The organism is Pseudoalteromonas sp. S558 (assembly GCF_005886635.1).
In the GTDB taxonomy this organism is placed as follows: domain Bacteria; phylum Pseudomonadota; class Gammaproteobacteria; order Enterobacterales; family Alteromonadaceae; genus Pseudoalteromonas; species Pseudoalteromonas aliena.
The window spans coordinates 1-12,751 of record NZ_PNDU01000311.1; the positions used below are offsets into that span (position 1 = coordinate 1).

The 12,751-nt window shown below is 37.9% G+C and carries 12 protein-coding genes and 1 tRNA gene; 4 read left to right on the top strand and 9 right to left on the bottom strand.

Annotated elements, in window-relative coordinates; translation table 11 throughout:
- Window positions 1–180: 180 nt before the first annotated feature.
- From CWB66_RS17905 to nudE, 3 genes are all read right to left on the bottom strand, one after another.
- Window positions 181–257, bottom strand: a tRNA-Met gene (locus CWB66_RS17905).
- A 136-nt stretch (window positions 258–393) separates the two neighbouring features.
- On the bottom strand, window positions 394–1,197 hold the full coding sequence (cysQ, locus tag CWB66_RS17910) for a 3'(2'),5'-bisphosphate nucleotidase CysQ (protein WP_138586428.1): 804 nt from the start codon (window positions 1,195–1,197) through the stop codon (window positions 394–396).
- Window positions 1,190–1,762: an ADP compounds hydrolase NudE gene (nudE, locus tag CWB66_RS17915; RefSeq protein WP_138586429.1), complete on the bottom strand. Its 573-nt coding sequence runs from the start codon at window positions 1,760–1,762 to the stop codon at window positions 1,190–1,192. Before nudE ends, cysQ begins: the two co-directional genes overlap by 8 nt.
- Before the next feature lie 61 nt (window positions 1,763–1,823).
- Here nudE and yrfG point away from each other — a divergent pair, with 61 nt between their 5' ends.
- On the top strand, window positions 1,824–2,471 hold the full coding sequence (yrfG, locus tag CWB66_RS17920; protein ID WP_138586430.1) for a GMP/IMP nucleotidase: 648 nt from the start codon (window positions 1,824–1,826) through the stop codon (window positions 2,469–2,471).
- Here the strand turns inward: yrfG and CWB66_RS17925 are convergent.
- The 6 genes from CWB66_RS17925 to CWB66_RS17950 form a co-directional block, all read right to left on the bottom strand.
- Window positions 2,468–3,031 carry a dCTP deaminase gene (locus CWB66_RS17925; RefSeq protein ID WP_138586431.1) on the bottom strand — a complete coding sequence of 188 codons (564 nt, stop codon included), beginning with the start codon at window positions 3,029–3,031 and terminating at the stop codon, window positions 2,468–2,470. The two genes, yrfG and CWB66_RS17925, sit on opposite strands and share 4 nt — an antisense overlap.
- Window positions 3,032–3,757: a hypothetical protein gene (locus CWB66_RS17930; protein ID WP_138586432.1), complete on the bottom strand. Its 726-nt coding sequence runs from the start codon at window positions 3,755–3,757 to the stop codon at window positions 3,032–3,034. It lies immediately after the preceding gene.
- Window positions 3,754–5,604 (bottom strand): NUDIX hydrolase, encoded by a 1,851-nt coding sequence (locus CWB66_RS17935; protein WP_138586433.1) that lies wholly within the window; start codon window positions 5,602–5,604, stop codon window positions 3,754–3,756. The genes CWB66_RS17930 and CWB66_RS17935 overlap by 4 nt, the downstream gene beginning before the upstream one ends.
- Before the next feature lie 60 nt (window positions 5,605–5,664).
- Window positions 5,665–6,123 (bottom strand): dUTP diphosphatase, encoded by a 459-nt coding sequence (gene dut, locus CWB66_RS17940; protein ID WP_138586434.1) that lies wholly within the window; start codon window positions 6,121–6,123, stop codon window positions 5,665–5,667.
- Between the two features lie 52 nt (window positions 6,124–6,175).
- The gene (locus CWB66_RS17945; RefSeq protein WP_096794153.1) at window positions 6,176–6,544 is read right to left on the bottom strand and encodes a YacL family protein; all 369 of its coding nucleotides are present in this window, start codon (window positions 6,542–6,544) and stop codon (window positions 6,176–6,178) included.
- Between the two features lie 116 nt (window positions 6,545–6,660).
- Window positions 6,661–6,885, bottom strand: coding sequence for a hypothetical protein (locus CWB66_RS17950; protein WP_002963009.1), 225 nt, complete (start codon window positions 6,883–6,885; stop codon window positions 6,661–6,663).
- A 302-nt stretch (window positions 6,886–7,187) separates the two neighbouring features.
- Here CWB66_RS17950 and uvrD point away from each other — a divergent pair, with 302 nt between their 5' ends.
- The 3 genes from uvrD (at window position 7,188) to CWB66_RS17965 (ending at window position 12,352) form a co-directional block, all read left to right on the top strand.
- Complete coding sequence (gene uvrD / locus CWB66_RS17955; protein WP_008166456.1) at window positions 7,188–9,353, top strand: DNA helicase II; 2,166 nt, start codon at window positions 7,188–7,190, stop codon at window positions 9,351–9,353.
- Window positions 9,331–11,403: a tRNA(Met) cytidine acetyltransferase TmcA domain-containing protein gene (locus CWB66_RS17960; RefSeq protein WP_138586435.1), complete on the top strand. Its 2,073-nt coding sequence runs from the start codon at window positions 9,331–9,333 to the stop codon at window positions 11,401–11,403. The genes uvrD and CWB66_RS17960 overlap by 23 nt, the downstream gene beginning before the upstream one ends.
- A 100-nt stretch (window positions 11,404–11,503) precedes the next feature.
- On the top strand, window positions 11,504–12,352 hold the full coding sequence (locus CWB66_RS17965) for a chemotaxis protein (protein WP_138586436.1): 849 nt from the start codon (window positions 11,504–11,506) through the stop codon (window positions 12,350–12,352).
- Window positions 12,353–12,751 lie beyond the last annotated feature (399 nt).

The window sequence follows — 12,751 nt, forward strand, 5'->3', positions numbered from 1 at the left end:
GACTGCTCCATCCCGCGCCTGTATATTTTAAGTCTATCGACTACTTTATTTAACCTCTTAAGTTAGAGTTATTACAGTAACCAAATCTTATAAATAATTGGTTGCGGGAGTTGTGAAGGTGAAGAGTGAACCGACGACCTTTTAAAACTACCTATTGCACCAAATTTCAATAAAAAATATTGGTTGCGGGAGCCGGATTTGAACCGACGACCTTCGGGTTATGAGCCCGACGAGCTACCAGACTGCTCCATCCCGCGCCTGTAATTTCTTTAAAACATTTTCGTGATATTTACGAGCCTGCCTTGAAGAGAGCGCTACTATATAGGAATAAACATATAATGCAAGACCTAAACTACTTAATGTTGTTCAAGTGAACAAAAAGCAATCAAAGTGCTATTCTACGCTCAATCTTTGGTGTGGATTTATCATTTTTTGCCATTCCCAATCAGGATGACCCATTACTATAAAATCAGGGTTTTCAGTACTCTCGCGTTGGTTGTATGTTAAAGGGTTAAATTCTGCATCGGTAATACAACCACCCGCCTCTTCAACAATAACTTGCGAAGCACCTGTATCCCACTCACCCGTTGGCCCAATTCTTAAAAAACAGTCAGCCTTACCTTCTGCAACGATACAAGCTTTTAAAGAACAAGAGCCAACAGCAATCGTTGTAAATTGGCTATTTAAATACTGACTCACTGCTTCTATCTTTTGGCGGCGACTCACTGCAAGCGTTAAACTCTCTGGTGGTGCTACAGATATTTGCTTATCAACTGAGTTTTCACGTTTAAAGGCACCATTTTTAGCAGTCGCAAAATAAGTAATTCCTTTGGCAGGCCAATGAATAACGCCAAGCACTGGGTGATTATTCTCAATCAGTGCAATATTTACCGCAAAATCACCACTTTCTAAAATAAACTCACCTGTTCCATCCATCGGATCGAGCAACCAATAACGCTGCCAGTCTTGTCTGTCAGCGAGTGCTGGTATAGGTGTTTCTTCCGACATAATGGGAATATCTGGCGCAAGTGCTTTTAATCCAGCAACTAGAACATCGTTTGCTGCTAAATCAGCTTTAGTAACTGGCGTGTTATCTGACTTTTCTTGTTGCCCAATATCGCCTTTTTTATAAATGGCCATAATTGCATCACCAGCACGCTCAGCTAATTCAATACACGGTTCGATTAATTTATTCATCGGCAGCTCCAAACGCTAAATATTTATCTAATAATAGCAAAGCTGCAACACTGCGTGCTTCGGTAAAATCTTCTTGCTCTAATAATGACTGCCACTGAGTTAATGGCCACTTAACAACAACAAGTGGCTCTGGCTCATCACCAATAAGGGTTTGCGGATATAATTGCTTGGCAAATAAAATATGCATAGTGGCATTAAAATAACTCGGCGCCATTGTGACTGTTCTTAATGGTTTAAAATACTCAGCACCAAAGCCAATTTCTTCTTTAAGTTCTCTATTAGCCGCTTGCTCTGGCGTTTCGCCTGGATCGATTAAGCCTTTAGGAAAACCTAACTGGTAATCGTTTGTGCCCGCACAGTATTCACGTACAAGTAGTAATTCATTGTCTGCACTTAACGGTACAATCATCACTGCTCCCCGGCCACCGCCGCGAATTCGCTCATACTGGCGCTCTTCGTTATTAGAAAATTTGAGCTCTAAAGATTCCACAGTAAATAGTCGACTTTTAGCGACCACATTATTACTAAGGATTTGTGGTGGTGTTGGGTGCTTTTTATGTGTCATTGGCGTTAATTTGCTATCATGGCAGTTAGTTCAATAATAAACCTTATAAGTTGAAATTCCTATGTTAAATTGGTCAAAAATCGATACCGTTTTGCTCGATATGGATGGAACATTACTCGATTTACATTACGACAGTCATTTTTGGCTTAACGTTATCCCTGCGCAGCACGCATTAGCGAGAGGCATTAGCCTAGATGCAGCTAAAGCTGATATTTTAAAACGCTATCAAGCTGTGAGTGGTCAAATACAGTGGTATTGTTTAGATTACTGGGAAGAGCAATTAAGCTTACCTATAATGGAGCTTAAACGAGAGTCTCAGCACTTAATTAAAATGCGCGAAGACGTGCCTCATTTTTTAACTGAGCTTAAAAAAGCAGGCAAAGAGTTAATTTTACTTACCAACGCCCACCCTGAGAGTGTCATGCTTAAATTTGAGCATACCGCAATTGATAACTACCTAGATGGCGTAGTCTCTACTCATGAATATGGAGTAAGTAAAGAGCAACAAAGTTTGTGGCACCAAGTACAAAAAGACTTAGGGTTTAATAAGCAGCGCACTTTGTTTGTAGATGACAGTGTGCCGGTTTTAAATGCCGCACGAGAATACGGCATCGAGCACTTACTTGCAGTTGCTAACCCTGATAGCCAACAACCACATAACGAAATAGCCGATTACCTAAGTGTTACCGACTATCGTAAGATTATTTAACCTTTCGCTGGCTTTGTACTAAAGTCAGCTGCCTTTGCCTCTTTATGCCCACTGTATATTCCATTGTATGAACTTGTAACATCCAAGTCAGTTTGCATAAAGCGTATATGGCAAAAATTCACTCTAGAATATATACGGATATCATTACAAGATTCGTTTTTTATCTCAAAGGTTATAGATGACGGGTTATTGTGACCAAATGTTGGTGCAACATAATTAGCGCTGAAGTTAATGCTCAAACCCACTCTAGCGTAACAGGATAGTTGACTTAGCTCTCCGCACAAAGAATTTGGTAAACTCAAAGACTCAACAGAAGCTCCCAATATAAAATCACCTGGTTTTAATACATACCCTTCAATTGGAATTTGTATAGCTTTAAAAAAAGATTTCGTATCTGTAGATTTAGTATCAATTTCTCTATCGTGCTGTTCCATTAAAAGTATGTGGTCACTTAGCCTCAGTAAATAGCTCGCAGGTCTGAATGAGCTTTCTTTAAAACCCTCAATAACAAGCTTACCTTCAGTTAGGTGTCTTTTTATGCTTTCGGAACTTAATACCATTTAATACACCCTTGTTACTAATTCTGAGTTACTGCCAGGAAAAGAGCTCGTATTGATTTCTTTAATAATTTCGGGAGGGATAATATAAATTTCGTTAGTATTAGATTTGAGTATTGAACATGCCTGATAATCAAGCACATAATGCTTAGCTTGCTCTTCATACAAAGTAAGAGATTTAAGCTCTATATCATCTAATGACCAGCGGTTAATGATCGTTGGCTTATCGAAACCAACATGATATTGAGGAGCACCTTTTTTTACATATAACAAAAGGTCTGCTTTAGCCAAAAAAGCTGCTTCTGCAGCTAGTGAATCACTACTAATACAACCTGAATCAGGCTTAATGAAAAAGCAACTAGCATCAGTTGTAGATAAGTATTTTTCTACTTCATTGACAGGTACTTCATTTGGATAGACATTTACAGAAAATGAGTTTAAATATGATATTGCGATACCATTTAATATCGAAATTATGCCTTTCCCAACTTCATCTGCATAACTATCCATAGCTAGGTTTTTAACTAAATCAGTAAAAAGAAAAGCCCCTATGCCACCGCAAACGAATATGAACTTTGTTGATGGGTTGTTTGCAATAATCACTGGTAAATCTTTGAATATATCAGGAGTGATATGCATATTTCTATACCCCCACCATGGCACATCAATTTCGGTACTAGCCTCAGAAATAGCACCGCCGCCGGTTAGTCTTATAACAACGCTTTTCATTTCAACCAACCCATGGCATTAAAAATCTTGCAAGCACCATCAGTTAATTCTTCTTTCATTGTTTGAAGTTCATTCAAAGAAACCCACTTAATACTTTTAACTTCGGCACCAAGCTTTAAACTATTCTCATCTATGATTTCATAAGAATTAAAAACATGCCAATCATGTAGCTCACCACCGTGACCACACTTGTCTGTTAAGTCATCAATATGAAAAATATAACTTAAGCTATTTATGCTCAACCCTATCTCTTCATTAACCTCTCTCTCAACAGCATCAGCAGGCGTACTATCTTGATACTCAACATGTCCTGCAACAAGACTATACTTTCCTTGGTAAAATTCTTTGGCTTTTTCGATTAGGAGGATTTTATTATTATTAGTAAAAATAGCTGCGACTGTTATATGTTTAATTTTATTGTTTATTTCAACCTCCCTAATACCAGTACCCTTCAATTGTTCAAAGTTTTCTTCTGCATAAAGCTCTTCATTTGTAGAATTGCTCAAATTACTTATAGCCCTATAAGCAGAGCTTATTCTCTTTTGTAAAAATTCTAGCCTAGTTCGAGCTTCTTGATCACTGCTAGATGCATGAATATCGGTTGCATATTTAGGTAAGTCATCTGGTTTTATGCCCCTTGAAAGTAACCATTCTGCTAACTCTAATAATGCCTGCTTTTCTGGCTGCTCTATTGGCTGCTTTAATAATTCAATACATTGAACTTCATTACCACCTTTAAAGTTTTTAACAGCATCACTAAGGGTATTTATTACTTCTGAATCGGTGCTCGCAATACAAAAGCGGTATAAATTATTAGCAAACTTTAATGGGCCTGGTTGTAATTCAACAAATTTGTTTTCTATAAGGCGAATTTTGCACCCGGGGTAGCTTTTTTTATATAAATAAACCGACGTTTTACAATAACTCTCTTGGTTATCTTTAATGTCTTTAAAAGAACGCAACACTCTAAATACACGACGGATAATATCCATTTCTACGTGTGCTTTTTTATTACTAACCTTTACAAATTGAGATGGTAAAGCACCAACGGGGACTTCGTACTCTTTCATTAATTCCAAAATTGCTGAGTCTGTTTTAACATTTGGACTGCAAATATAGAAATCTATATCTACTTTAGTGGTACTTGTTTGATAAGCTTTTAAATCTTTTAATATATCGTGAGATAATTGCGAAGTGGTTGAGAAAATTGATATTTTTATTTCGCCCCCTTCACCGCATAGCTCTCTAACCTTATTAGTGAAGAGGTTATTATCAGTATTTTCATTACTTAAACCGCTATCCACTATTAGTTGTTCTTCAAACTTGGAAAGTAACCTATCTAAATCAGCTGGCTTAATAATTTGCGACAGAGACTCTTTGAGAATTAGCCTTTTATAAAACGACTCTTGTAGAGCTTTAGTAAAAAGTTCCTTAAAATCCTCTGAAGTAAGGTAGCTGCAATCTATAAAATTTTGATTGTCATTAACAAGTAGAATAAATATGGCGGCTTCGAAACTTGAAAGCTTTTGAATTACAGTTTTATCTATTTTTTTATTAAAGGAAGATAGAGGAAAAACAAACTCCTCTTTTAACCAGAAGGCATAATCAGCCAATGAGTCATAATTAATAGATTCTTTTATTATTTTTCTTTTTTTAAATACATAAAATAATCTTTTCAGGCCAAGGAATGTAAGATCGAGATCATTTTTTCTCATAAAAAAATAAACTTCAACAATTATAAGACTTGCAATACCTCCTAAAGCTCCAATAGCAATATTTTTATTGAGAATATAAAGTATTAACAAAATTAAGAGTGCTGAAATTACGGCAATAATATGTCGAATCATTTAGTAAATCCTTTTAACTAAGTTGCTATGTGGCGTGAATATACACGCCACCTAAGAAGTTTACTTCACGCCAGTATGACCAAAGCCACCAGTTCCACGATCTGTTGCTTCAAACTCATCGACAAGTACAAAATCAGCTTTAAGTACTGGTATAAACATCAATTGAGCAATTCTATCACCAGAGTTTATTGAGAATTCATCATTACCTCTATTCCATACTGAAATGAATAACTCGCCTTGGTAATCTGAATCGATTAATCCGACTAAATTACCCAGTACAATCCCATGTTTATGACCTAAACCTGAGCGAGGCAAAATAGTAGCAGCCATTCCAGTATCCTGCATATTTAAAGCAATACCAGTAGGAATTAATTTCGTCTCACCCGGTAAAACTTGTAATATATCATCAATACAGGCCCTAAGATCTATAGCAGCAGAGCCATCTGTAGCATACTCTGGCATAGGAATTTCAGTACCGACTTTAGGATTTACAATTTTTAATTCAACTTTTTTTTTCATTTTAAATTTTCTACTCTAAATAAATTTATAAAAATAATATAGATAATATAACTTAACGACCAGTCGTAAACTCATGCCATGAATCAATTAAATCAATGAAATCTTCAAAGCCACAACCACTACTTAAACCATTTTCTTCAAGCGCTAAATCGTCATCTTGATACGCTATTAGGTCTTCGCTGTCTTGATGAAGCGCATGGGCTTCAAATAATGCTTCGTCTTTCGTTAAGATTAAATCTATTTCTTGGCCTTTTAGCGTTAGCGGCTCATAACTTGAGCTTACCGATGCAATAAGCGCTTGCACCATAGCTACTTTGTCTTTGCCTATTTCTTCGTTTAGCCAGCGACCAATAATAGCGTGTTCACTGCTTATTTTAATACGTAGCCCACTAATAGGGTCGCGAATAAATTGATATTCCATAGGGTTTGCCTGTAAATCTTTAATTGCGTAATTATATACGTAAACGCCCGTAAACCACAGGACATATAAAGTAAAATAGCGCCACAAGGGCGCTACTTTACTCAACTTTAAAGCCGTTAACTTCGCGATCTATAACGCGCGGCATCAATAATCGACCATAAGTAAATAATAGGCACTAGTACAAAACCTACAAGCACATAAATTAGTGCATAACTTATTATAATAGCGAGTGCAAAAAATATAGCCGCTAAAATACGCCCTTGCACTAACTGCCCTAAGCCAGGGAAAAATATATTACATAATGCTGCGATTACGTTACCGCCAGAACCTTGATCTGCCATACTAACCTCTGTATTTATTTGATTTTATAATTATTTACTTACACACTTTATGCCAATTTATTAAAGCTTACAAATCAAATAGTTAAATTACCCTAGATTTAGAGAGTTAGTAAATTTTGCTAACTTTAGGTCAAATTAGCAGTTTTTATTGTGCATTTACGCTTTTTGTTTGTTCAAAAAATTAGCAAGTTACTCGTTTTTAAGGCTATTTTATAAATAGCTGTTTATAAAAACAGTATTTTATTTAGCCTAACAAAAACACCTGCTATACTGCCCACAATATTGATTAAAAAGGCGTAACGATGGACGTTTCACAATTACTCGATGGCTTAAATGACAAACAACGCGATGCCGTTGCAGCCCCACTACAAAACATGCTGGTATTAGCAGGTGCTGGGTCTGGTAAAACACGAGTATTAGTTCATCGTATTGCGTGGCTTATGCAAGTTGAGCAAGCCTCTGCTTACAGTATTTTTGCAGTTACCTTTACTAATAAAGCAGCTAAAGAAATGCGCAGCCGCGTTGAAGAAACACTAAAAGCCCCTGTAGGTGGTATGTGGATTGGTACGTTCCATGGTTTGTCTCATCGTATTTTACGTGCTCATCACCGTGAAGCTAATTTACCTGAAGCCTTTCAAATTTTAGACTCTGACGATCAACTTCGGATGATCAAGCGCTTATTAAAATCGATGAATATTGATGATAAAAAGTGGCCTGCTAAACAATTTGGCTGGTACATAAGCGCCAAAAAAGATGAAGCACTTCGCCCTAAAGATATTCAAGCATACGATATTAACGAGCAAATGATGCTGCGTGTTTATGCCGCCTACCAAGAAGCCTGTGATAGAGCTGGCTTAGTTGATTTTGCTGAAATATTACTACGTAGCTACGAAGTGTTAAAAAATAACCCAACGTTACTGCGTCATTACCAGCAGCGCTTTGCACATATGCTCGTAGACGAATTCCAAGATACAAATACCATTCAATATGCATGGTTAAAGTTACTTGCTGGCGATACAAATAGCATCATGATTGTAGGCGACGATGACCAAAGTATTTACGGTTGGCGCGGTGCTAAAATCGAAAATATTAAGCGTTTTTTAACTGACTTTAGCGCAGAAACCATTCGTCTTGAACAAAACTACCGTTCAACCGCGACTATTTTGAAAGCGTCTAACGCATTAATTCAAAATAACTCAGAGCGTATGGGTAAAAGCTTATGGACCGACGGTAACGATGGCGAGCCAATCTCTATTTATGCCGCATTTAATGAGTTAGACGAAGCACGCTTTGTAAGCAGTAAATTACGAAGTTGGCTAAATGCGGGTAATGCCCTTCAAGATGCGGCAATTTTATACAGAAGTAACGCGCAATCACGCGTACTCGAAGAAGCTATGCTTCAGGAAGGCTTAAAATACCGTATTTATGGGGGCATGCGATTCTTTGAGCGCCAAGAAATTAAAGATGCGCTGTCGTACTTACGCCTAGTAGGTAATCGTCAAGACGATGCCGCATTTGAGCGCGTAATTAATACGCCAGCACGCGGTATTGGCGACAAAACATTGAGCCATATACGCGACTGTGCACGAGCAGAATCGTTACCGCTTTGGTATGCCGCAAAAGCAATTGTAGAACAACAGCATTTATCTGGCCGTGCTTCTGGTGCAGTAAGTAAGTTTGTAGAGCTCGTTGAACAAATAGAAGATAAAATTAGCGATCTAACTTTACATGAGCAAGCTAAGTACACAATTCAAACCTCAGGCTTGATGGCAATGTACCAAGCAGAAAAAGGTGAAAAAGGCCGTGCTCGCGTAGAAAACTTAGAAGAGCTAATTAGTGCATGTGATCAGTATGAACTTCCTGAAGACGAAGAATATAGCTCACCTTTACAAGGCTTTTTAGCCCATACATCACTTGAGTCAGGTGAAGGGCAAGCAGAAGAGCACGAAGACGCAGTACAAATGATGACGCTTCACTCAGCTAAAGGTTTAGAATTCCCACTCGTGTTTATGGTGGGCGTAGAAGAAGGCATGTTTCCTTCTCAGCAAAGTAACGAAGAGTCGGGTCGTTTAGAAGAAGAGCGCCGCCTTTGTTATGTAGGTATGACTCGTGCAATGGATAAGTTATATATTAGCCATGCTGAGAGCCGCCGTTTATACGGACAAGAAAAATACCATAGCCCATCACGCTTTTTACGCGAAATACCTGAAGATTGTGTTGAAGAAATCCGTATTAAAACACAGGTTTCTCGCCCGCCTGCTGCGGGGCGCTTTAGCGCATCAGTTAGCCATGCCGCGTTTGAAGACAGTGGCTTTAACTTAGGGCAACGCGTACTGCATGCTAAATTTGGCATAGGTACAGTGCTTAATTACGAAGGCAGTGGCGCGCAATCTCGCGTACAAGTTAACTTTGACGACCTTGGCAGTAAATGGTTAGTAACGGCCTATGCACGCTTACAAGCAGTATAAAACACATCTAAATGAGCTAGAACAACAACTAGCTGACGCACATCATCGTCAGCTAGTGTTAATTACTGGCAGCTCAGCTTGGTGTTATGAATTACTTGACTCATTAATAGATGATAACAATACGCTTGTTATATCAAAGCAATGCGTGCTTAAAAATTCATATTGGCCTACCCGTACTCATCAAATTTTAGGGCAAGAATTTGCTCATGCCGTTTACGATGGTTTTAGTGGTTTGCACCCAGATAAGCTTGCAGCACTTGCCGGCGCCGTTAAAGCAGGCGGTATACTTTATTTATTACTGCCCGAATTAAATAACTTAGCTACTTGGCAAGACCCAGCTCTAAGCACAGTGCAATCACATGGTCACACCATTGACTGCAGTTTATTTAATCAACGTTTCGCGACTATTATTAAACAACTACCCGCTTTTCATTTTAGCGAAAAAAATGGCTATACTAATCATAACGCCTGCTATGTAGCTCATAATAAAATTGATTATCTACCACAGCAAAACTGCGTTGAACAAATAGTAAAAGTAGCTAACGGTCGTGCCAACAGGCCTTTACTTATTAATGCTGATAGAGGCAGAGGTAAGTCGGCAGCACTTGGTTTAGCAACGGCAAAACTAACTGATAAAAAGGTAATTATTTGTAGCACTCAGTTTAAAGCTACGCACAGCTGCTTTAAACATTTAGCTGCAGAGTTAGACCTGCAATACAACATCGAAGATAAACAACTCGGCAATTTGCACTATGTTGCTCCTGACGCCTTATTAAATATGTTACCTGAATGTGATTTATTACTCGTTGATGAGGCTGCAGCAATCCCTGTTCCGTTATTGCTAAAAATGCTAGCTCATTACCCTCGTATAGTCTTTGCTAGCACTCTGGTTGGATATGAAGGCAATGGCAGAGGTTATACTATTCGCTTTAGTAACTATGTTAAAACGCATTATAAAGCCTCTAAAGTGATAATACTTGATGAGCCATTACGCTTTGCTAAATACGATCCTCTTGAACAACATACTCGCACCTTATTTGCACTCGATGCACAATATGAAGAGTTAGGTGGTGATCAATCAGGGCAGCTAGTCCATCGTGAAATTACTCAACAATCTCTTGTAAATAATGAGCCTTTGCTACAAAACATTATTGCTCTACTCGCCTTGGCCCATTATCAAAGTAGTGTAAACGATTTGCGTCAACTACTAGACGCGCCATCGCAACGACTATTTATTAGCCAAATTAATAGTCAATTAGTTGGTGTATGCTTAATTGCAATAGAAGGTGGTTTAAGTGAAGAGCTTGCTCAACAGGTTATAAATGCAGAGCGCCGTCCGCAAGGGCATTTGATGGCGCAAACACTCGCACAACTTAGTTTTAATAGTGACTGTTTAACACAGCTGAGTGCTCGCGTTGTCCGAATAGCAATTGATCCAAGCTCACACAATATTGGACTCGGTAAAAAGTTACTTAGCTATTGTGAGTCACAACTAAAAGACCAATGCCATTGGTTTGGTGCAAGCTTTGGTGCAACAGCACAATTGCTTAACTTTTGGCAAAACCAAGGCTTTAATACTGTAAAGCTGGGTTACCAACGTGATAAAAGCACCGCTGAACATTCAGCACTTGTCGTTAAATGCTTAAGTAATAATATCGAAATTATCCAACCGTTAAAAAAGCAGTTTAAAAACGATTTTTTTTATGGACTTTTAGCACACTTCAAAACGCTAGGCTGGCAACTTGTGAGTATTTTAATTGAAGGTTTTAGCGATGAGTTAATAAATCTCGAAACTCGCGCACGATTGGCATTACTCATTAAAAGTAATTATACTCAATTTAGTATCTCTGCGACTCTTTGGCAGGTAGTAAGTCAGTCTCCTTCTTGTATATCTCAATTAACAGGGCCTGATAAACAACTTCTAATAAAGTTAGTGCTTCAAAACGAAAGCGATGAAAAAGTGATTCAACAGTTAGGTTTATTAGGAAAAAAGGAGCTTGAAAATCAATTTAGACGTGTCGTAAAAAACTTCACTAGTGCCTTAAAATAACCCCTAGTCACCTTATCTCTATTAAATCTTATCCATCCTAAAGCTATTTATACAATTTGTTCTATCCTTAAAGCATTAATAGGTAAATTAAGACAAAGGCATGGAATTAATAAACTTTAAAGTGGGCTGCAAAACAATTTCACTTAAAATACTCGATATTTTATTAACAGAGCGCTTTGACAATAATCTAACAACTTTACCAAACAATAATAAAAGCTTTATTGGTGTTAAAGATTATATGGATATACCCACCCCTGTGTTTGACCTAGGTATTATTTTGAATGATATCTCAACTGAACAAAGTAATGCACAAACACTAAAGCAGCTAAGAGCATGGCAAGAAAAACAAATAAACTGGTTTAACATGCTTGAATGTAACCTATTAAACAGCTCGATTTCATTTTCAAAAAATGATACAGAACTGCAAGATTTTGTTCTGTTTTACAAAGAATTTAGCACCGACAATGAAGACTTAAAATTAACCATGTCTCGATTTGATGAGCCTTTTCAAACACTGTTGGAGATAGTAAAAGAAGCCATAACAGCCCATAGCAAAAAAAATCATCAACAAGTAGCGGCTCTGCTCGAAAAAATTAAACGTAATAGCCTCATTCAGCTCGAGCGCTTGTTTGAGTCAGCCAAAGAACAGATAACCCTAGACTATAAACCTATAATCATTTTTACCACTAAGGACGGTTTAAACCCGCATGTTGGATTATTAGTAGATAAGGTCGAAGATAATATCGACTATAAAAAAGAAGACATAAAACCACTAGATAAGCTTACTGAAATTGGTTTTGATATAGATCCACAAACTAAAAATATGATGCGTGGGCTAATCAAACTCGCCGAAAAACACAGTGTATTAATTGATCCAAGCGTAATATTTAAACCTGCTCAATTAGAAGAGCACGCAAGCGAAAAAACTGAAGCCTACGGGCTATTTTAAAACCTTTAAACTTAGTTCTATAATTTAAATGCTAAAGTAGGGCACTTATTGACCGTGTTGGGTAGACTGTAATTGAACAGAGTTAGCGTCCTGAGTCTAAATTAACTTTCTGAAGACGTAAAAAAGCCCGACTATTTCTAGTCGGGCTCTCTACAATTTGAAGCCTGGTGATGTCGTAGTGCCCACAGCGGTGGAGAGCCACAGTGCAAATGCTACGCACTCATTACCGAGAGGAGATTTTTTATACTTTTAACGTCGGGAGTTGCTACGCTCGCCCGACCTACGTGATGGGTGTTGGTGTGAGTGTATGTTAATTGCGCGTATTTCACTTTTCTGCAGACGTAAAAAAGCCCGACTATTTCTAGTCGGGCTCTCTACAATTTGAAGCCTGGTAATGTC